The sequence below is a fragment of the Amaricoccus sp. W119 genome, assembly GCF_047275745.1.
Lineage (GTDB): Bacteria > Pseudomonadota > Alphaproteobacteria > Rhodobacterales > Rhodobacteraceae > Amaricoccus.
Genome location: NZ_JBKQWU010000031.1, coordinates 1 through 19,431, shown reverse-complemented (window position 1 = coordinate 19,431; position 19,431 = coordinate 1). Strand labels below are relative to the sequence as shown.

General features: G+C 68.8%; 16 protein-coding genes. 12 read left to right on the top strand and 4 right to left on the bottom strand.

Annotation, left to right across the window (positions count from 1 at the left end):
* Nucleotides 1-25: 25 nt before the first annotated feature.
* Nucleotides 26-1,132, bottom strand: coding sequence for a phytanoyl-CoA dioxygenase family protein (locus tag ACLJK8_RS14785; protein ID WP_413151076.1), 1,107 nt, complete (start codon nt 1,130-1,132; stop codon nt 26-28).
* A 223-nt stretch (nt 1,133-1,355) separates the two neighbouring features.
* Between ACLJK8_RS14785 and ACLJK8_RS14780 the strand changes: the two genes are divergently transcribed.
* From ACLJK8_RS14780 to folD, 3 genes are all read left to right on the top strand, one after another.
* Nucleotides 1,356-3,032, top strand: coding sequence for a formate--tetrahydrofolate ligase (locus tag ACLJK8_RS14780; protein WP_413151075.1), 1,677 nt, complete (start codon nt 1,356-1,358; stop codon nt 3,030-3,032).
* 95 nt (nt 3,033-3,127) lie between these two features.
* The gene (locus ACLJK8_RS14775) at nt 3,128-3,451 is read left to right on the top strand and encodes a chorismate mutase (RefSeq protein WP_413151074.1); all 324 of its coding nucleotides are present in this window, start codon (nt 3,128-3,130) and stop codon (nt 3,449-3,451) included.
* A gap of 67 nt (nt 3,452-3,518) precedes the next feature.
* Complete coding sequence (gene folD, locus ACLJK8_RS14770; RefSeq protein ID WP_413151073.1) at nt 3,519-4,430, top strand: bifunctional methylenetetrahydrofolate dehydrogenase/methenyltetrahydrofolate cyclohydrolase FolD; 912 nt, start codon at nt 3,519-3,521, stop codon at nt 4,428-4,430.
* A 35-nt stretch (nt 4,431-4,465) separates the two neighbouring features.
* On the opposite strand, the gene pdeM is transcribed toward folD, so the two are convergent.
* Together pdeM and ACLJK8_RS14760 are read right to left on the bottom strand one after the other, a co-directional pair.
* The gene (pdeM, locus tag ACLJK8_RS14765; protein WP_413151072.1) at nt 4,466-5,158 is read right to left on the bottom strand and encodes a ligase-associated DNA damage response endonuclease PdeM; all 693 of its coding nucleotides are present in this window, start codon (nt 5,156-5,158) and stop codon (nt 4,466-4,468) included.
* 42 nt (nt 5,159-5,200) lie between these two features.
* Nucleotides 5,201-7,687: a ligase-associated DNA damage response DEXH box helicase gene (locus tag ACLJK8_RS14760; RefSeq protein ID WP_413151071.1), complete on the bottom strand. Its 2,487-nt coding sequence runs from the start codon at nt 7,685-7,687 to the stop codon at nt 5,201-5,203.
* Between the two features lie 299 nt (nt 7,688-7,986).
* Here ACLJK8_RS14760 and ACLJK8_RS14755 point away from each other — a divergent pair, with 299 nt between their 5' ends.
* Both ACLJK8_RS14755 and ACLJK8_RS14750 read left to right on the top strand, forming a co-directional pair.
* Entirely contained in the window at nt 7,987-10,635 is a 2,649-nt protein-coding gene (locus ACLJK8_RS14755; RefSeq protein WP_413151070.1) for an ATP-binding protein, read from the top strand.
* Complete coding sequence (locus tag ACLJK8_RS14750) at nt 10,628-12,166, top strand: response regulator (protein ID WP_413151069.1); 1,539 nt, start codon at nt 10,628-10,630, stop codon at nt 12,164-12,166. The genes ACLJK8_RS14755 and ACLJK8_RS14750 overlap by 8 nt, the downstream gene beginning before the upstream one ends.
* Here the strand turns inward: ACLJK8_RS14750 and ACLJK8_RS14745 are convergent.
* A complete protein-coding gene (locus tag ACLJK8_RS14745; RefSeq protein WP_413151068.1) occupies nt 12,130-12,849 on the bottom strand; it encodes a response regulator in 720 nt (239 codons plus the stop codon). The genes ACLJK8_RS14750 and ACLJK8_RS14745 overlap by 37 nt on opposite strands.
* Before the next feature lie 183 nt (nt 12,850-13,032).
* Here ACLJK8_RS14745 and fmdA point away from each other — a divergent pair, with 183 nt between their 5' ends.
* The 7 genes from fmdA (at nt 13,033) to ACLJK8_RS14710 (ending at nt 19,341) form a co-directional block, all read left to right on the top strand.
* On the top strand, nt 13,033-14,259 hold the full coding sequence (fmdA, locus tag ACLJK8_RS14740) for a formamidase (protein ID WP_413151067.1): 1,227 nt from the start codon (nt 13,033-13,035) through the stop codon (nt 14,257-14,259).
* A gap of 56 nt (nt 14,260-14,315) precedes the next feature.
* Nucleotides 14,316-14,828: an AmiS/UreI family transporter gene (locus ACLJK8_RS14735; RefSeq protein ID WP_413151066.1), complete on the top strand. Its 513-nt coding sequence runs from the start codon at nt 14,316-14,318 to the stop codon at nt 14,826-14,828.
* Between the two features lie 35 nt (nt 14,829-14,863).
* Complete coding sequence (locus ACLJK8_RS14730) at nt 14,864-15,157, top strand: FmdB family zinc ribbon protein (protein WP_413151065.1); 294 nt, start codon at nt 14,864-14,866, stop codon at nt 15,155-15,157.
* A 455-nt stretch (nt 15,158-15,612) separates the two neighbouring features.
* A complete protein-coding gene (gene nirK, locus ACLJK8_RS14725; protein WP_413151064.1) occupies nt 15,613-17,208 on the top strand; it encodes a copper-containing nitrite reductase in 1,596 nt (531 codons plus the stop codon).
* A 483-nt stretch (nt 17,209-17,691) separates the two neighbouring features.
* Nucleotides 17,692-18,135 (top strand): flotillin domain-containing protein, encoded by a 444-nt coding sequence (locus ACLJK8_RS14720; protein ID WP_413151106.1) that lies wholly within the window; start codon nt 17,692-17,694, stop codon nt 18,133-18,135.
* A gap of 363 nt (nt 18,136-18,498) precedes the next feature.
* Nucleotides 18,499-18,801, top strand: coding sequence for a hypothetical protein (locus ACLJK8_RS14715; protein ID WP_413151063.1), 303 nt, complete (start codon nt 18,499-18,501; stop codon nt 18,799-18,801).
* A gap of 33 nt (nt 18,802-18,834) precedes the next feature.
* Nucleotides 18,835-19,341 (top strand): hypothetical protein, encoded by a 507-nt coding sequence (locus ACLJK8_RS14710; RefSeq protein WP_413151062.1) that lies wholly within the window; start codon nt 18,835-18,837, stop codon nt 19,339-19,341.
* Nucleotides 19,342-19,431 lie beyond the last annotated feature (90 nt).

Sequence of the window (19,431 nt, the reverse complement as noted above, 5' to 3'; positions counted from 1 at the left end):
GCGCCGGGTGCCAAGGCGGGACGGATCAGGCGGCGCGTTTCGCGAGCTGCGCGCCGAGCGCCTGATCGACGCGTTCCGGAGCCCAGCCTTCCTCCACCGCGCGCGCGAGCAGCGCCTGCTGGCTTTCCGGGGCGAGGCCGCCGATCGGCGGGTCGGTGTCGAGATTGGTCGGGAAGGCGTAGCCATCCGCCGTCGCCGCGATCACCGCCGCCCGCGCCTCGGGTGTCAGCGCCGCGAGATGGGGATAGACGGCGCGGCTCATCGCCGCCCGGTCGATCGACTCCATGTGCCGTGCGAAGGCCGAGGCGGTCTGGATGAGGTTGACCGTCCGCGCCACATCCTCGGTCCGGTTCTCGCCGGCGGCATGGAAGAGCGCGGGGCTGAAGAAGATCGCATCGCCCTTCGCGAGCGGCAACTGGACGTGACTCTCCTCGAAATAGGCGCGGAAATCCGGCCGCGTCGCCGCGACATAGCCGGGCAGGTAGCGTTGCGAATGGGGCAGGAGTTTGGTCGTGCCGCTTTCCACCGGCATGTCGCAATGCGCGACCCCGCCCTGCAGGATCAGGGCCGGGCCGAGGGCGTGGATATGCGCGGGATAGGCGCGCATCTCCTCCGGCCGCATGAAGCCGAGGTGATAGTCCCGATGCGCCTGCTGCGCCTTGCCGCCGGGGCGCACGACATTGAGTTGCGTCGCCATCTGGTAGCCGGGGCCGAGCCAGGCGCGGCAGGCGAGATCGATCACCGGATTGCCGATATAGCGGGCATAGACGCCCGGGTCGCGGAGGCAGAGTTTCTGCAGGCTGTTCCACACCCGGTCATTCGCGCCCGCCTTGGCGAAATGGTCGCCGGCGGCGATGCCGGCGGCGCGTTCCTCGGCGATGATGGCGCGGAAGGTTTCCGTCGCCGCGTCGATCGCGCCGAGATCGCGGAAGGCGCGGCGGATCACGAAGACGCCGGGTCCTTCGGAGAGCACGCGGGTCCATTCGAGCGCCGTGGTCTCGTCCGCGTCCGCGCCATCATAGATGGGGATGTTCTTCTCGACCGCGACCGCGCGGGGATAATCGGCGGCGCGTGTCTCGGTCTCGACCTCGGCGCGGAAGGCGGCCAGATCGGGTTCATCGAGCGTGAGCATGGCTCCTCCGTCATCGTCACGGCGGAGCGTCGCCGCCGTTGCCTGCTTTTGGCAATGAATATTGCTTAAGATCCTATAAGTCAACATTCGGTGCTTTCAGGTCAGCGCGGTAGCCCGCCGCCGCCTACGACCTAAGCCGCGCGACTATTTGATTGTCGCGCCAAGGGGGACCGCCCGGTATTCTGAGGTCGTTCCGGAAGGTTTCGCGGGGGATCAAGAGCGGATGGGCTATTTGAGCGATATCGAGATCGCCCGCGCGGCGGTCATGCGTCCGATCCAGGAGATCGGCGCCGACCTCGGCATCCCGTCGGAGGCGCTGCTGCCGTTCGGCCATGACAAGGCGAAGCTGACCGCGGATTTCATCGCGGAGATTGAAACGCGGCCGGCGGGGAAGCTGATCCTCGTCACCGCGATCAACCCGACGCCGGCGGGCGAGGGCAAGACGACGACCACGGTCGGTCTCGGCGACGGGCTCAACGCCATCGGCAAGCGGGCCGCGGTCTGCATCCGGGAGGCCTCGCTCGGGCCGTGTTTCGGGATGAAGGGCGGGGCGGCCGGCGGCGGCCGGGCGCAGGTGGTGCCGATGGAGGACATCAACCTCCATTTCACCGGCGATTTCCACGCGATCACCTCGGCGCACAACCTGCTGGCGGCGATGATCGACAACCATATCTACTGGGGCAACGAGCTCGAGATCGATCCGCGCCGCGTGACCTGGCGCCGGGTGCTCGACATGAACGACCGGGCGCTGCGCGATGTCGTCGTCTCGCTCGGCGGCGTGGCGAACGGCTTTCCGCGGCAGACCGGATTCGATATCACCGTCGCCTCGGAAGTCATGGCGATCCTTTGCCTCTCGCGCGATCTCGAAGAGCTTCAGCGGCGGCTCGGCGATATCATCATCGGCCATACCCGGGACAAGACGCCGGTGACCGCGCGCGATCTGAAGGCGGATGGGGCGATGACCGTGCTGCTGGCGCAGGCCTTGCTGCCCAACCTCGTGCAGACGCTCGAATACACGCCCGCCTTCGTCCATGGCGGACCCTTCGCCAATATCGCCCATGGCTGCAACTCGGTGATGGCGACGCGCACCGCGCTGCGACTCGCCGATTTCGTGGTGACCGAGGCGGGGTTCGGCGCGGATCTCGGCGCGGAGAAATTCCTCGACATCAAGTGCCGCAAGTCCGACCTGGTGCCCGACGCCGTGGTGCTGGTCGCGACCGTGCGCGCGCTCAAGATGAACGGCGGCGTGGCCAAGGACGCGCTCGGAACCGAGGATGTGGGCGCGGTTCGGCTTGGCTGCGCCAACCTCGGGCGGCATATCTCCAACGTGAAGAGCTTCGGGCTTCCGGTCATCGTCGCGATCAACCATTTCGCGACCGATACCGAGGCGGAAGTCGCGGCGGTGAAGGCTTTCGTCGCCTCCCATGGGTCCGAGGCCGTGCTCTGCCGGCACTGGGCCGAGGGATCGGCCGGGATCACCGACCTCGCAACCCGCGTGGCGCGGATCGCCGAGGGGACGAAGCCGCAGTTCGATTTCCTCTATCCCGACGAAATGCCGCTCTTCGAGAAGATCGAGACCATCGCCAAGCGCATCTACCGCGCCGACGAGGTGGTCGCCGCGCCAAGCATCCGCGCCCAGCTCGAAACCTGGGAGAAGGAGGGCTACGGGCACCTGCCGATCTGCATGGCGAAGACGCAATACTCCTTCACCACCGATCCGGCGAAACGCGGCGCCCCGACCGGCTTCCCGATCCCGATCAGGGAGGTGCGGCTCGCCGCCGGGGCCGGGTTCGTCGTCGCGATCTGCGGCGAGATCATGACCATGCCGGGCCTGCCCCGGACGCCCTCGGCGCAGACGATCGGAATCAGTCCCGACGGCGAGATCCATGGCCTGTCCTGAGTCGGCCCCTCGCGTCGCATACCCTGTCGCGGCTGAGCGCGCGGTGTTCGTTTCCCGCATTGCATCAAGCGGACGGGGAGGCTACCCGATGGGGCATGAAACGTGCCCCCAACGACTGCGCCGACATGGCGGAACTCCGACGGGAGATCGACCGCCTGGACCGTGAACTCGTCGCCATGCTCTCGGAGCGGCGGCGCTATATCGAGCGCGCGGCGGAGTTGAAGCGCGGAAACGGATGGCCGGCGCGGATCGAGACCCGTGTCGAGGAGGTCGTGGCGCGGGCAAGGCGCACGGCGGAGGAGAACGAGCTCGATCCCGAGCTCGTCGAGGCGCTGTGGCGCCGGTTGATAGATTGGTCGATCGCGCTCGAGGAACGCCGGCTCGGACCCGGACACGGGCGCGATCTCGGGCGCGACTGAAATCGCGGATGGGCCGCGCTTCGAAGCTCCGCTTCGGGCGGGGACCGGGTTCATGGGAGCTTGGCAGATGACGACGGACACGAAGACGCGCGCGGAAGTGATCGACGGCAAGGCCTTCGCGGCGCGGATCAGGGGCCGCGTCGCCGAGGAAGTGGCGCGTATCCGCGAGGAGGCCGGGCTGGTCCCGGGGCTCGCGGTGGTGCTGGTCGGCGAGGACCCGGCGAGCCAGATCTATGTCCGCAACAAGGCGCGGCAGACCGTGGAATGCGGCATGCATTCCGCCGAGCACCGGCTTGAACCCACGACCACGCAGGCGGAACTCCTCGAACTGATCGAGCGGCTGAACGCCGATCCCACGATCCACGGCATCCTCGTGCAACTGCCGCTGCCGGGGCATCTCGACGAGGCGCTGGTCATCAATGCGATCGCCCCCGAGAAGGATGTGGACGGGTTTCACATCTCGAACGCCGGCCGTCTCGCGACGGGGCAGCGGGCGATGGTGCCCTGCACGCCGCTCGGCTGCCTCATGCTGCTGCGCGACCGGCTCGGCGATCTCTCCGGCAGGAGCGCCGTCGTCATCGGCCGCTCCAATATCGTCGGCAAGCCGATGGCGCAGCTTCTGCTCCGCGACAGCTGCACCGTGACGATCGCACATTCCCGGACGGCGAATATCGAGGAGGTGGTGTCGCGCGCCGATATCGTCGTCGCGGCGGTCGGCCGTCCCGCGATGGTCAAGGCGAGCTGGATCAAGCCCGGCGCGACTGTGATCGATGTCGGCATCAACCGGGTCGAGGTGCCGGGCGGCAAATCCGTCGTGGTGGGCGATGTCGATTTCGACGATGTCGCCGATGTCGCGGGCGCGATCACGCCGGTGCCGGGCGGCGTCGGTCCGATGACGATCGCCTGCCTGCTCGCGAATACGGTCACCGCCTGCTGCCGGGCGCATGGCCTCGCCGAGCCGCGGGACCTGACCGCCTGAACCGCGGAGCGCCGGCTTCGGCCAGCCGTCCCTCCTCAGGCGCGCGTCGGGACCGGCAGGATCACGCAGGGCTCCCCCGTCAGGATCGCGCGCGCCCCGGGTTCGAGCAGGCCGAGAAGCTGCGGGCTGCTCCCGACCTCCAGCCCGCCGGTATAGGCGCCGAAGGCCGGCAGGATCAGCCGGCGGCTGTCCCAGAGGAAACAGGGCCGTGCCAGGGCCCGCCCCCTGAGGGGAAGGCGCAGCTTCGGGTGATAGTGCCCCGAGATCTCGCCCGGTTCCGCGTCGCGGGCTGCGGCGTGACGGAAGGTGAGCGGGCCGAGCCGGAGCGTCCCGAGGCACCGCCCGGCGAACCCGTGCGGCGCCGGATCGTGATTGCCGGCGAGCCAGAGCCAGTCCCGCCCCCGCGCCAGCGCGGCCAGTTCGGCGCGGTCGGCGGGTTCCAGCGCCGCCGCACCCGCCATGTCGTCGAAACTGTCGCCGAGGCAGAGGACCGTCGCCGGATCGAGCGCGGCGATCTCGGCGGCGAGGCGGCGGATGGTCTCGCGCGTCTCGTAAGGCGGCAGCAGCGCGCCGCCGCGCCGCGCGATCCGCTCCGATTTCGCCAGATGCAGGTCGGCGACGCAGAGCAGCCGGTGTTCCGCCCACCAGAGCGAGCCCGCGGCCCGCGCCGTCACGCGGACCCCCGCGAAGTCGATCACGCGCTCCAGCATGTTCACGCTTTGCCCCATGGGCTTCCCGCTTAGCCCCATCAGTACCGGTGGCGCAACCCGTCAGGTGCCAAGGCCCGCTTCCCGCATCAGCGCCTCGGCCGCCTCGGTCAGCAGCCGGGCCTCGGCCGCGCCCCGGATCGGGACCTTTCCGACCTCGAGGAGCAGCGGCGCGGCGAAGGGCGTGACATGCGGCGCGCTCACCGCGTCGATCCGGCCGGAGACACGCGCCAGCATTTCCTCGATCCGGTCGAAATCTACGAGCCCGTGCGCCGCCTCCTCGCGCGTGACCCGGAGCAGCAGGTGCTCGGGATCGTAGCGGCGCAGCGTGTCATAGAGGATGTCGGTCGAGAAGGTCGCCTGCCGTCCGGATTTCCTGAGGCCGGGCAGGTTCTTGTCGATGAGACCGGCGATGGTCGCCGCCGTGCGGAAGGTGCGCTTCATCACCGCGTTCTCGCCGAGCCAGCCTTCGAGCCCCTCGCGGAGCCCCTCGGGCGAAAGCAGCGCGGCGGGATCGCGCACCTCGTCGAGCCCCCAGATGAGCAGCGCGTAGTCGTTCGCGACGAAGCCGAGCGGGTTGAGCCCCGCCGTTTCCATCCGCCGCGTGACGAGCAGACCCAGTGTCTGATGCGCGTTGCGCCCGGCGAAACCGTAGAGGCAGAGATGCCAGCGCCCGCCCCGCCGGAACCTTTCGGCGAGCAGGCGGTCGGGTTCCGGCAGCCGGCTGACCCGTCCTTGAGTGGCGAGCCAGTCGCGCATATGCGGAGGCAGCGTCGCCCAGCGCGCCGGATCGGCGATCAGATCCATCACCCGGTGCGAGAGCCGGGTCGATGTGGCGAGCCTGGCGCCCATGAAGGCGGCGATCCTCGGGCTCTGCGACGCCTGCCGCGTGACTTCCACGACCATCTCGCGGAGCGATTCGAACCGCACCGTCTGCCCGCCGATCAGGAAGGTGTCGCCCGGCGAGAGCGTGGCGGCGAAATCCTCCTCGATCTCGCCCAGCGCGGCGAAATTGCCCCGCATCCGCACCTTGAGCGTCTCGGTGGCGGCGATGGTGCCGACGTTCATCCGGATCGTCTTCGCCCGGCGCGGATCGCGCAGCTGCCAGAGCCCGTCGCGCTCGACGAGGCGCCGCCAGCGGTCGTAGGCGCGGAGCGCGTAGCCTCCGGTGGCGCAGAAGTCGAGACAGGCGTCGTAATCGGCGCGGGAGAGGCGGGCGTAGGGCGCCGCCGTCCGGATCTCGCGGAGCAGCGCCTCCGCGTCGAACGGCCCGGCGCAGGCGGTGAGCAGCATGTGCTGGCAGAGGACATCGAGCGGTCCCGCCGCGCGCGGCGCGCCATCGAGGTCGTTCTCCCGGGCCGCTTCCAGCGCCGCGCGGCATTCGAGGACCTCGAAGCGATTGGCGGGAACCAGCACGGCGCGGGAGGGGGCGTTGTAGCGGTGGTTCGCCCGCCCGATCCGCTGGACCAGCCGCTTGATGTTCTTCGGCGCTCCCACCTGGATCACCAGATCGACATCGCCCCAGTCGATGCCGAGATCGAGGCTGCCGGTCGCGACGATGGCGCGAAGCTCGCCCCGCGCCATCGCATCCTCGACCCGCGACCGCGCCTCCCGGCTGAGCGAGCCGTGGTGCAGGCCGATCGGCAGGCCGTCGGTGTTCTCGGCCCAGAGCGCCTGGAAGAAGAGCTCGGCCTGCGCGCGCGTGTTGATGAAGACGAGCGAGGTGCGCGCTTCGCGGATCAACTCCATTACCGAGGGCGCGGCGTAGCGCGCCCCCTGCGTTGCCCAGGGCGGCGGAGTTCCGGTTTCGAGGATGGTGATGTCGGGCTCGGGACCGGGATCGGCGATCAGGAGCGCGGTGCCGGGACCGAGAAACCGGGCGAGGGCGGGCGGGTCCTCGACCGTCGCGGAGAGGCCGACGCGGCGGAGGCCCGGCGCGAGGCCCCGGAGCCGCGCGAGACAGAGCGCCAGCTGGTCGCCCCGTTTCGATTCGGCGAGCGCGTGGATCTCGTCGACGATGACGCGTTCGACCGAGCCGAGCAGGCGGGGCGCCTCGGGGTAGGAGATCATGAGCGCCAGCGACTCGGGCGTGGTCAGCAGGATATGCGGCGGATCGACGCGTTGGCGCGCGCGCGTCGCGGCGCGCGTGTCGCCGGTGCGGCCCTCGACCCGGATCGCGAGCCCCATCTCGGCGATGGGCCGTTCGAGGTTGCGCCGGATATCCGCCGCCAGCGCCTTCAGTGGCGAGACGTAGATCGTGTGAAGCCCCGGCGGGGGCGTCGCGCCGAGGGCGATCAGGCTCGGCAGGAAGCCCGCGAGCGTCTTGCCGCCGCCGGTCGGCGCGATCATCAGCGTCGAGGCGTCGCCCGCCCGGGCGAGAAGCTCGAGCTGGTGCGCGTGCGGCTGCCAGCCCTGCCGGGCGAACCAGCCCGCGAACGGCTCCGGGAGGGCGGCGTCCACCCGGGGCGGATCGGCCGCCGCCGGGGATGGAGCGGCTTCCGGCGGGCGCTGGGCGGCTTTCGCCGCGGGCGGGGCGGGGGCATCTGGCATGGACGACCTTCGCGGCGGCTTGCCCGCGATGAGCTAACGCGGATCGCCCGGAGGTCCAAGTGCGCGCATCCGCGAATGCCGGAGTTGGGCCGCGCAATTTTCGTCCCGGTGATCGTCGCCGTGTACGAGTGTTCGCTACCGCCGCCGAGGTCGGCGAGACCAAAAGGTCGCCTCGACGGGCCCGAGGGGCCGAACTATGAAGGCCGGGATCGGATGCGCTACAGCCGTGGCCCGGCGGAAGAGGTCGGGCGGAAGGACGAGAAAGCCGGCGGACGAGATCGACCGGAGGGAGGGGAAGCATGGCGCGCGCGGCGGAGCAGCGGCCGTCGATCCGGTCCTACCGGTCGTGGGTCGCGAACGAAACGATGGAGGATTATGCGCTGCGCTATGCCGCGCATTCCTTCCGCCGCTGGTCGCCCTTCGTCATCTCCAACACCGCGCTCGGCGGCATCGCGTTTCTCGCGCTCGAGACCATCGGCGGCGCCATCACGCTCCGCTACGGCTTCACCAATGCGATCCCGGCCATCCTCTGCGTCTCCGTCTTCATCTTCGTCACCAGCCTGCCGATCGCCTATTACTCCAGCCGCTACAACATCGACATGGACCTGCTGACGCGGGCCGCCGGGTTCGGCTATATCGGCTCGACGATCACCTCGCTGATCTACGCCATGTTCACGATCATCTTCTTCGCGCTCGAAGGCGCGATCATGGCACAGGCGATGCGTGTCTACGCCGATGTGCCGCTCGTCGTCGGCTATGTGGTTTCCTCGCTCGTGATCATTCCGCTGACCGCGATGGGGATCACGATGCTGAGCCGGTTGCAGATGATCACGCAGCCGCTCTGGGTCGTGATGCTGGTGGCGCCGTTTCTCTTCATCATCGTCAGGGACCCCGGCGCGCTCGATCAATGGCGCGACTTCGCCGGGGCCGAAAGTGGCTTCGGCTTTCTCGCCTTCGGCGGCGCGGTCGGGGTGCTCTGCTCGCTGACGGTGCAGGTCGGCGAACAGGTCGATTACCTCCGCTTCCTGCCGGATCTCACGCGGACCAACCGGCGGTGCTGGTGGGCGGCGATGCTGTCGGCGGGGCCGGGGTGGATCGTGGTCGGCGGGCTCAAGATGCTGGGCGGCAGCCTGCTCGCGGTGCTGGTCGTCTCGGCGGGCCGGCCGACGGCCGAGGCGCTGGAGCCGATCCACATGTTCACGCTCGCCTACGAATATGTCTTCGCCAGTCCGGAGACGGCGCTCGCGGCGGCGACGCTCTTCGTCATGGTGTCGCAGGTCAAGATCAACGTCACCAACGCCTACGCCGGCTCGCTCGCCTGGTCGAACTTTTTCTCGCGCGTGACGCATTACCATCCGGGGCGGGTGGTCTGGCTCGTCTTCAATATCCTGATCGCCCTCCTGCTGATCCTGCTCGGCATCTTCGACACGCTGGAACTGGTGCTGGCGGTCTATGCCAATATCGCCACCGCCTGGCTCGGCTCACTGGTGGCGGATCTGGCGATCCTGAAGCCGCTCCGGGTCAGCCCGCCGATCCCCGAGTTCAAGCGCGCCTATCTGCCAGACTTCAACCCGGTCGGCTGCGGCTCGATGGCGCTCGCCTCCGTGGTCGGGCTCGTCTGCTACGGCGGTGTTCTCGGTCCCGGCGCCCAGGCCTGGTCGGCGCCGATCGCTTTCGTCGTCGCGATGGTCTCGGCCGTGGCGATCGGTGTCGCGACGCGCGGCCGGACCTATATCCTGCGCCCGGCCGACTACCCCGAACGCGGGCGGGAGGTGGTCCGGTGCCGGACCTGCGACCATTCCTACGAAAAGCCGGACATGGCGTTCTGTCCGTTCTACGAGGGTCCGATCTGCTCGCTCTGCTGCGGCCTCGACACGCATTGCCATGACATGTGCAAGGCCGCGCCCCTGGGTGCCCCCGGTGCCACGCAACGCCGCGTCGTTCAGGGCGGCGTGGTGCGGGTCAGCGCGCCCGGCCAGCGCTTCGCGCTGCGTCCGATGCAGCGCGCGGCCAAGGCGGCGGGGATCACGCTGGTGCTCTGGACCGTGGCGGCGGCCGTGTTCCTGCTGACCTACCGGCTCGCGGAACTGCATATCGATCCGGCGCCCTTCACCAACGGGCAGATGCTGATCCGCGTCTTCATCGCCGTGCTGCCGCTGCTCGCGATCGGGGCCTGGTGGATCGTGCTCTCGCATGAAAGCCGGGAGCTCGCCGAGCGTGAACTCGTCGCCTCGCTGGAGGAATTGCGCGCGACCCAGGCCGAGCTTGCACGGACCGAGCGGCTGGCCGCGATCGGCAAGCTGACCGCGACGGTCGGGCACGAGTTGCGCAACCCGCTCGGCGCGCTTGCCAATTCGGTGGATGTGCTCGACCGGTCCCTGCCGGAAGCCGAGCGCGACGGCCCCGAATTCGCGCGCATCCGGCGGAGTGTCCAGCGCTGCTCCCGGATCATCGAGGAACTGCTCGACTTCTCCCGCCAGCGCGAACCGGTCTTCGCGCCGCTCCCGATCGACGCCTGGCTCGCGGCGCAGGTCGGCGAGCACGCGGCCGCGCCGCTCATCGATTTCGACCTCGCCGCCGGCATCACGATCCCCGCCGATGCCGAGCGGCTCCGGCAGGCGGTTGTGAATCTGCTCGACAATGCGCTCCACGCCGTGCGCGAGGCCCATCCCGAGGGCGGCGGGCGGATCGTGGTCGGGACGCGGGCCCGGACCGACACCGTCGCGATCTTCGTGGCCGACAATGGCGGCGGAATTCCCGAGGCGGCGCGGGCGCGCATCTTCGAGCCGCTCTTCAGCACCAAGTCCTATGGCGTCGGCCTCGGCATGTCGGTCGTCCAGCGGGTGATGGAGATGCACGGCGGTGCGATCGAGTTCGGACCGACGGGCGGCGAGGGGGCGACGATCTCCCTCCTTCTGCCGAAGCCGCGGGAGCCGGGCGATGGCTGAGTTCCCCGGGCGGCCCTGGCGGCTCCTTGTCATCGACGATGACGACGATTTCGCCGAGAGCCTCGCGAAACTGCTCTCTCTCGAAGGGCACGAGACCCGCGTCGCCCAGGACGCCGCCTCCGCGCGCGCCGTGCTCGCGGACTGGGCGGCGGATGTGGCGCTGGTCGATGTGCGGCTCGGCCGCGACGACGGCGTGGCGCTGGTGGGCGACATCCGGCGGGCGGCGCCGCGGGCGGTCGTCGTGATGATGACGGCCTATGCCTCGCTCGAGACGGCCATCGGGGCGCTCAAGGCCGGGGCCTACGATTTCCTGATGAAGCCCTTCTTCTTCTACGACCTCGACCGGACGCTCGGGCGCTGTTTCGAGCGGTTGCGGCTCCTCGATGAACGCGACGCCGCCGAGGAGAAGCTCAGGCGCGCCCAGCGGCTCGATGCGCTGGGGCAGCTGAGCGCCGGCGTCGCGCATGAGTTCAACAACACGCTCGCGGTCATCCTTGGCAACCTGCAGTTGCTCGGCGAACGGCTCGAAGGCGAAGCCGGGCTGCGCGAGATGGTGGAGGATGCGCTGGGGGCGGTGCGGGGCGGGATGGAACTGACCAGCCGGTTGCTCTCCCATGCCCGGGGCGCGCCGCTCCACGCCGAGGTGACGGATCTCGCCGCGACCCTGCCCGCGACCCTGCGCCTGCTCGACCGCGCGCTCGGCGACGACATCGCCATCGTGCTGGATGTGCCCGAACACACCCCGCCGGTGCTTGTCGACCGCGGCCAGCTGGAGGCGAGCCTGATCAATCTCGCGATCAACGCCCGCGATGCGATGACGGAGGGCGGCACGCTGATCGTCGCGGCGCGGGCCGGGGAGGGGTTCGTCGATCTCTCGCTCACCGACACCGGGCCGGGCCTGCCCGACGATGTGATCGGGCAAGCGGCGGAGCCCTTCGTCACGACCAAGCCCGCCGGTCGGGGGCTCGGCCTCGGGCTCGCGATGGTCGCGGCCTTCGCCGAACGCTCGGGCGGCGCGCTCAGGCTCGACAGCCGGAAGGGCGAGGGCCTCACCGCGACGATCCGCCTGCCGGTGGGCTCGGGCGTGGGCTCGGGGATGGGCATGGAGGCGGCCGCCCCCGGACGCGACCCGATCCCCACCGGACGCTCCGAGCGCCTTCTGGTGGTCGAGGACGACGCCGATCTGCTCCGCACCCTCGGCCGCCAGATGGAACACCTCGGCTACCGCGTGACACTGGCCGCGGGCGCGGAGGAGGCGAGCGCATTGCTGGGCGGGGGACAGGGGTTCGACCTGCTCGTCACCGATATCGGTCTGGGCGGAGGGCGCGACGGCATGGATCTCGCGCGCGAGGCGGCGGGCCGGCATCCCGGCCTCGCCCTGCTGCTTCTCACCGCGGACCCGGCCCGGAGGCCGCGCGGCCCGGTTCCGGGCGCGGGCTTCCTCGTCAAGCCCGTCGACCTCGGAACGCTGGCGCGCGCCGTCCGAGCGGCGCTTCAGGCGCGCGGCGCGGCCTCGGGCGCGAAGACGTAGCCGATCCCGCGGACGGTGCGGATGATGCGATGGTTCGGCCCCTCGTCGCCGAGCTTGCGCCGCGCCTTGCCGACGAGCACATCGACGCTGCGGTCGCAAGGCGTCCAGGACCGGTTCGCCACGAGGTCGAGCAGCTGATCGCGCGAGAGCACGCGGCCGGGTCTGCGCGCCAGCGCCGCGACCACGTCGAACTCCATGCTCGTCAGCCCCGCTGGCGCCCCGACCGGATCATAGGCCTCGCGCCGCGCCAGATCGAGCGACCAGCCGTCGAAGCGAAGCTCCTCCGCCGCCGGGACCGGCGCTATTTCCGGCCGGGTCATCACTCGTCGCAGCACGGCGCGGATGCGCGCGAGCAGTTCCCTGGGCTCGAACGGCTTCGTCACATAGTCGTCCGCCCCGAGCTCGAGGCAGACCACCTTGTCGATCGTGCTGTTCTTGCCGGTGAGCACGATCAGGGCGGATTCGTACTGCGCCCGCAGGTCGCGCGCGAGCGAAAGCCCGTCATCGCCGCGGGGAAAGCCGAGGTCGAGCAGCACGAGGTCGAAACCCGCGTCGGCGAGCGCGCGCCGCATTCCGATCCCGTCATGGGCCTTGGTGGTCTCGAACCCTTCGTCCGTGAGAAAGCGCGCGAGGAAACCGCAGAGCCGACGATCGTCATCGACCAGGAGAATCCTTGCCTTCATGGAAGCTCCCTCCCGAGTGAAACCGTTTTCGGCGACTATGCCGCGAGGCCGCCGGGTCCGAGCCTTCGCGTTACAAAACGTTACACGGCGGCCCGGCGCGGATGCGAGGCCGGTTACATTGCCCTGCATACGCTTCCTTTCGCGACTCGCCAACCGGCGGGTCCGACGACAGGGAGAATCCAAATGCCGAAGACGGCCTTCAAGATCGATCTCAACAAGGCGCCCGAGGAACAGGATATCAAGACCCACAACCGATGGCATCCCGACATCCCGATGGTCGAGACGTTCAAGCCCGGCGATGTCTTCCGGGTCGAATGCTACGACTGGACCGGTGGCCAGATCGGCAACAACGACAGCGCGAACGACATCCGCGATGTCGATCTGACGCGCGTCCACTATCTCTCCGGCCCGTTCGGCGTGGAGGGCGCCGAGCCCGGTGACCTGCTCGTCGTCGACATTCTCGACATCGGCGCGCTCGAAAGCTCCGAATGGGGCTTCAACGGGCTCTTCGCCAAGGAGAACGGCGGCGGTTTCCTGACCGAGCACTATCCGAATGCGACCAAATCCTGCTGGGATTTCGAGGGTATCTACACGACCTCGCGCCACATCCCGGGCGTGCGCTATCCGGGCCTCATCCATCCCGGCCTGATCGGCTGCCTGCCCGACGAGAAGCTGCTCGCCGAGGCCAACCGCCGCGAGGCGGCGCTGATCGCGACCGATCCGAACCGCGTGCCGCCGCTCGCGGCGCCGCCCTACGCCGACACCGCGCTCATGGGCCAGATGACGGGCGCCGCGCGCGACGCCGCCGCCGCCGAGGCCTGGCGCACGGTGCCGCCGCGCGAACATGGCGGCAACTGCGACATCAAGAATCTGTCGCGCGGCTCGAAGGTCTATTTCCCGGTCTATGTGAAGGGCGGCGGGCTTTCGATGGGCGACATCCACTTCTCGCAGGGCGACGGCGAGATCACCTTCTGCGGCGCGATCGAGATGGCGGGCTGGATCGACATCAAGGTCGATGTGATCAAGGGCGGCATGTCGAAATACGGGATCATCAACCCGATCTTCAAGCCGAGCCCGATCGACCCGCATTTCGATGACTACCTCATCTTCGAGGGCATCTCGGTCGATGAGCATACCGGCGAGCAGTACTATCTCGACGCCCATGTCGCCTATCGCCGGGCCTGCCTGAACGCGATCGAATATCTGAAGAAATTCGGCTATTCCGGCGAACAGGCCTACATGATCCTCGGCACGGCGCCGGGCGAGGGCCGCATCGCCGGCATCGTCGACATTCCGAACGTCTGCGCGACGCTGGCGATTCCGACCGCGATCTTCGACTTCGACATCCGCCCGAACGCCGAGGGGCCACGACGCATGGTCCCCGAAGTGTCCGTCGCAACGTCGAGCTGAGCGCGGGCGGGCCCCGCCTCCGGCGCGGGCCCGCTTCGCCATCGCGGAGAATTCCCATGCTACTCGGATTTGGCCTGCTCTACGTGGGCGCCGTGCTGTTCCTCAACGGCCTCTGGCTGCACGGCAAGATCGACGACCGCGAGATCGCGGTGATCAATGTCGTCTCGGGCTTCGCCACGCTCGCCGTGGTGATCTATTGGGCCTTCGGCCCCGGTGCCGACCTCGGCTCGGTCAAGGCGGCCGCGCTGACGCTGCTCTTCACCGCCACCTATTTCTGGGTCGCCTACAACCGGTTCGCCGATGTGGACGGGCGCGGGCTCGGCTGGTTCAGCCTCTTCGTCGCGATCACCACGGTTCCGGTGGTGCTCGGCAGCCTCGCCTCGATGCAGTCGACCCTCGAAATCTGGATGGCCATCAACTGGGTGATCTGGGGCGCGCTCTGGTTCATGTATTTCCTGCTTCTCGCCTTGAAGAAGGACATCCTCGGCCCGACGGCGAGCTTCACGGTCTTCGCCGGCGTCGTGACCGGCTGGGTGCCCGGCTACCTCATCCTCGACGGGTGGCTCTGAGCCGCCTCTCGTCAGAAACGCGGAAGGAAGAAGACATGCCCATCTACGATTTCGTCTGCGGCGACTGCGGCCCGTTCCGCGCCTGGATGATCATGGCGGCGAGCGAGAGCGCCGCCGAATGCCCCGATTGCGGCCACGGCTGCGCCCGCGTGGTGTCCGCGCCCCAGATCAGCACGCTGAACGGAACCCTGCGCTCCGCGCTCGCCCGGTCGGAGCGCAGCGTCGATGAGCCGAAGCTCGTGAACAAGAAGCATCTCGCGGGCTGCGGCTGCTCGATCTGCAAGCCCAGCGGGAACCAGGTCTCCTCGCGCTGGAAGATCGGCCACTGACCGCGTTTCCCCTTTCGGGGATGGGCTCGACATTGACCTCCTCCGGAAGCCCCGCTCCAGGGGCTTCATGGGCTGGGCGCGGTTCGGTGCGCGGCTGAACGCCCTCAATGCGTTTCCCGGCGTACTCGACACATATGGCTCGACGCGCGGGCCCGGCGGCGACGGAACGCGCCCGCGCCGCGCCGCGGGGTCTGGCCGCGCCGAGCTAGCGCCGCGTCCGCGCCGCCCCCCTTCCAGGCGAATTTCATCGATGACGAACCGCGAGGCAACCGCCGGAGGCTGAGCGACAGGTGCGACCGGGCTCGCAGGTCCGCCGCGGGGCCTTCTGCCGATCCGATCCCCTGATACCGGTTGCTTGCGATCGCGCAACGATCAAGGGCCGGGACGTAGTGGAAAGTCTGTCACGGCCCGTGAAGCCGGGCTCGGCTCTTTTCAACGTCATCGGAGATACGACGATGTCTCTCTCGAAGTACGCAAGATTGCCCGGCGCCGGGCACGCGCCGTTTCGCCGTTTCGCCCTGTGCCTGCTCATCCTCTGCGCCGTGGCGGTCGGCTCGCTCGCCGCGATGCACGCGGCCCTCGCCCAAGAACATCAGCATGGCGCCGGGACCGAAGTGGCGCAGGCCGCAGGGGAATCCGGCCAGGCGGCCACCGAGGGCGCCAGCGAAGCCTCGAACGAGGGCGCGACAGGGGGCGCGACAGAGGACGCGACAGAGGGCGCGACACCGGCCGCGGCCTCGCCGGACGTCAGCTATCACGCCCCGCTGTCCTTCACCCTTCGGACCGGCATCGCCGAGGGCCGCATGGTCTACATCGGCGTCGGCGGTACGATCGACAAGCAGGTCAACCCGACCCTCACCGTGCACGAGGGCGAACTCGTGCAGATCATCCTCATCAACGGCGAGGGCGCCGAGCACGACATCTTCGTCGACCAGTACGGCGCGCGATCTTCGCTCGTGATCGGCAAGAACGCCTCCTCGACCTTCTCCTTTCGCGCCACCAGCCCGGGCGAGTTCGCCTATTACTGCACGATCGCCGGACACCGGGCGGCGGGCATGGAGGGGCTGATCCGCGTCGTCGGGGGCGAGCGGACCGCCGAGGGGGAAGACGGCGCCGACATCGTGCGCGACCCCGCCGATCTTCCCGACCCGATCGGCCAGCGGGCGCCGCAGGTCGTGAAGGTCGAACTCGAAACCGTCGAACTCAAGGGCAGGCTCGACGACGGCACCTCCTACGAGTTCTGGACCTTCGACGGCAAGGTTCCGGGGCCGCTGGTGCGGGTGCGGGTCGGCGACACCGTCGAGGTGACGCTCAAGAACCATGCGAACAGCGTCATGATGCACTCGGTCGATTTTCACGCCGCGACCGGTCCCGGGGGCGGCGCGCATGCGACCCAGACCGAGCCCGGCGGGGCGACCGTGGTGACCTTCAAGGCGCTCAAGCCGGGCGTCTATGTCTATCACTGCGCGACGCCGAGCGTCGCCCACCACATCACCAACGGCATGTACGGTCTCATCGTTGTCGAGCCCGAGGGTGGGCTGCCGCAGGTGGACCGCGAATTCTACGTGATGCAGGGCGAGATCTACACTGTGGAGCCCTACGGCACCCGAGGCCTGATGGAGATGGACTACGACAAGCTGATCTCCGAGAATCCGGAATACTTCATCTTCAACGGTTCGGTCGGCGCGCTGACCAAGGAGCATCCGCTCTATGCCAATCCCGGAGAGCGGGTCCGCGTCTTCTTCGGCGTTGGCGGTCCCAACTTCACCTCGTCGTTCCACGTCATCGGCGAGATCTTCGACAATGTCTATCCGCTCGCCAGCATCACCTCGCCGCCGCTGACGAACGTGCAGACGGTCAGCGTGCCGCCGGGGGGAGCGACGGTGGTCGACTTCACGATCGACCGCGCCGGAACCTTCGTCCTCGTCGATCATGCGCTCTCCCGCGCCGAGCGCGGGCTCGCCGGGTATCTGATCGTCGACGGCCCGGAGGACGACGAGATAATGCATGCGAGCCCGGCCGATCAGGCCCCCGGCCGGAACCCCGAATAGCCCCATCCCTGGCGCGGGGCCCACTCCGCGCTTCGGCCCCGGCGCGGCGATACCCCGCGCTCACGGCTGAAATGATCGAGACTCCGGCCCGGCCAGGGTCTCCGGCACGCCCGCACCGGCGGCTCGCGGGGGAGGTCACAGACTCTTGATATTGGCTGGCCAAACGATCGCCATCCAACCTTCTCTGAGGCCTAAGATATTGATTTCATTAGAGCCACCTGTCCCGTACTTGAGCGACGATGAGCGACGTTCAAGTAACGAGATCGGCTGGGCAAAGTCGGTGGAACCACGCCTGGGCTCTCGAAGTTCACCGCATCCCCTTTGGAAAGACGGCGACGCTACCGGCGAGCTACACCACCACCGGAGACACGACCTCGGCGCCCCATATGCGCTCCCGGTGGCAGTAGAGGCGAGCGTCTCGACCGGCCGTAAGGTCGCCGAGGCCGAGCGCCAGAAGCGCATCGCGATTCCGCCGCCGAGGAAATCGCCGAGAAGAAGGCGACTCGCGTCCGCGTTGAGGCGAAGGCCGAGCGCGAGGCAGCGGCCGACCGGTCGGCGGGGATCCGCGAGATTGCCGAGGCCCAGGCGGCGCCAGTCACCATCCGCGCCGAGGCGACCAAGAAACGCGCTACGGCCCAAGGTCAGACCACGCTGATCGCGGCCGAGAATGCGCCTTCTCCGGAGATCATCGAGCTCAAGCTGCTGATCGCCCGGCTGGAAGCGCTGCCGGCGATCATAGCCACGATGGTGAAGCCGGCCGAGAAGATCGAGTCGATCCGCATCAACCAAATCACTGGCCTCGGCACGGTGCTGCCGGCGCTGTCACCGGCGCCCAGGGGTGGGCTGGTCTACCAGGCGGTCGGAGCAATCGGGGCGATGGCGCTCCATCATCCGGTGCTGAAGGCGATTGGCGAGAGCGCAGGCTGACCCTCGGCGAGGGGCTGCACGGCATTCTTGAGGGCGGGCTCGGCGGCCAGCCGGCCTCGGCCGTGGCCGAGGTGATCGAGCTTCAGCAGGCCGCCACACCGCCTGATCCGGCCAGGAGTCGAACCGGCGACCGAACAGCGAAAGGTCTGCGCGGCGCCGCCGCGCATCCCCTTCTTGTCGTGTTACACCTCCGCACGAAGCGGCCGAGGCGAATCGCCGGCCCCCCTTTCATCTGCTCCGCCGCCCGTCCGAGCCTTCGCGCGCGCATTGTCAGACGCGCGCGCGGCCGCGATAGTGCTCCAGAAACCGCATGGGCATCGGATGCGACGATGGCTCGAGGGGGCGTTAACCTCGCTCAGGACGATGATCTGGGCGCAACTCCTGCTTGCCATCGGCATCGCCTCCTTCGGATTTCTGCCGCTACAGCGCGAAATCGATGGCTGGGTCTATGAGGAGACCAGCCGGATAGCCGATCTCCGCCATATGGGTGACGAACGCATTCTCGGTCAGGTGCGGCTGCTTCCGTTGGGTGCGACCGTCGCCGCGGCGCGCCCCTTGAGCCAGGACGACTGGTCGGCCTGGCTCGAGGATGCGCAAGCCGAGGATGGCGCCGAAGTCGTCACCATTCGCGACCTGCCCGAGGCATTCGCGGCAGTCGGACTGTGACCAGCCGACGACGCCCGTGCCGACCGGCCGCTGATGGCGGTCGTGGGCAGCGCCGACGCCACCAATGCAGCCGCTTGGCAGGGCATCTCCTTCGACAGCCCGCTCGAGGCGCTGCTCCCTGTTTTCGGATATCCGGTCGTCGAGGTCATGGTGCCGGATCCGACGCGCCCGTGGACCGACCTCGACATCCGGTCGCCGACCTACCCATCGCCAGTCGGCCGGAGGACGAAACAGGCGGCTCCGACAGCTTTCGCCTGCTCGCCGTTCGAGGGTGTCTGCGATATCACGCTGCGATTGCTGTCTGACCCGTGGGAGCCGCAGCAGGACGTGACGGTGCCCGCGCGAATACCGGCGGTCCGGCGACTCGGAGTTGTCGCCTGGGATGGAGACGCCCATTTCCTGATCTGGGACGACGTGCTCAGCTGGGCGGCAGGAGATGTCCTCGAGCTCGAACCCGAGGAGGCCCGGTGGAAGCTACTCGACCGCGTCGACGCGTCCGTCGTCGGCGGGTTCAACTGTATAAGTCAGCACTTGATCTGACAGACGATGTCCTGAAGCTGAGGTGAGAGCCGGGGCCGGGCGTGGAGCGGTTGGGGTGGCGAAACGCCCGGCTTCGGCGTTTGGAGGGAC

Coding starts and splice junctions, on each gene's coding strand:
- ACLJK8_RS14780 (WP_413151075.1), top strand. CDS start 1,356: ATGGGCTATTTGAGCGATATCGAGATCGCCCGCGCGGCGGTCATGCGT.
- ACLJK8_RS14745 (WP_413151068.1), bottom strand. CDS start 12,849: ATGAAGGCAAGGATTCTCCTGGTCGATGACGATCGTCGGCTCTGCGGT.
- ACLJK8_RS14750 (WP_413151069.1), top strand. CDS start 10,628: ATGGCTGAGTTCCCCGGGCGGCCCTGGCGGCTCCTTGTCATCGACGAT.
- ACLJK8_RS14755 (WP_413151070.1), top strand. CDS start 7,987: ATGGCGCGCGCGGCGGAGCAGCGGCCGTCGATCCGGTCCTACCGGTCG.
- ACLJK8_RS14730 (WP_413151065.1), top strand. CDS start 14,864: ATGCCCATCTACGATTTCGTCTGCGGCGACTGCGGCCCGTTCCGCGCC.
- pdeM (WP_413151072.1), bottom strand. CDS start 5,158: ATGGGGCAAAGCGTGAACATGCTGGAGCGCGTGATCGACTTCGCGGGG.
- ACLJK8_RS14715 (WP_413151063.1), top strand. CDS start 18,499: ATGATCTGGGCGCAACTCCTGCTTGCCATCGGCATCGCCTCCTTCGGA.
- folD (WP_413151073.1), top strand. CDS start 3,519: ATGACGACGGACACGAAGACGCGCGCGGAAGTGATCGACGGCAAGGCC.
- ACLJK8_RS14785 (WP_413151076.1), bottom strand. CDS start 1,132: ATGCTCACGCTCGATGAACCCGATCTGGCCGCCTTCCGCGCCGAGGTC.
- fmdA (WP_413151067.1), top strand. CDS start 13,033: ATGCCGAAGACGGCCTTCAAGATCGATCTCAACAAGGCGCCCGAGGAA.
- ACLJK8_RS14760 (WP_413151071.1), bottom strand. CDS start 7,687: ATGCCAGATGCCCCCGCCCCGCCCGCGGCGAAAGCCGCCCAGCGCCCG.
- nirK (WP_413151064.1), top strand. CDS start 15,613: ATGTCTCTCTCGAAGTACGCAAGATTGCCCGGCGCCGGGCACGCGCCG.
- ACLJK8_RS14775 (WP_413151074.1), top strand. CDS start 3,128: ATGAAACGTGCCCCCAACGACTGCGCCGACATGGCGGAACTCCGACGG.
- ACLJK8_RS14710 (WP_413151062.1), top strand. CDS start 18,835: ATGGCGGTCGTGGGCAGCGCCGACGCCACCAATGCAGCCGCTTGGCAG.
- ACLJK8_RS14735 (WP_413151066.1), top strand. CDS start 14,316: ATGCTACTCGGATTTGGCCTGCTCTACGTGGGCGCCGTGCTGTTCCTC.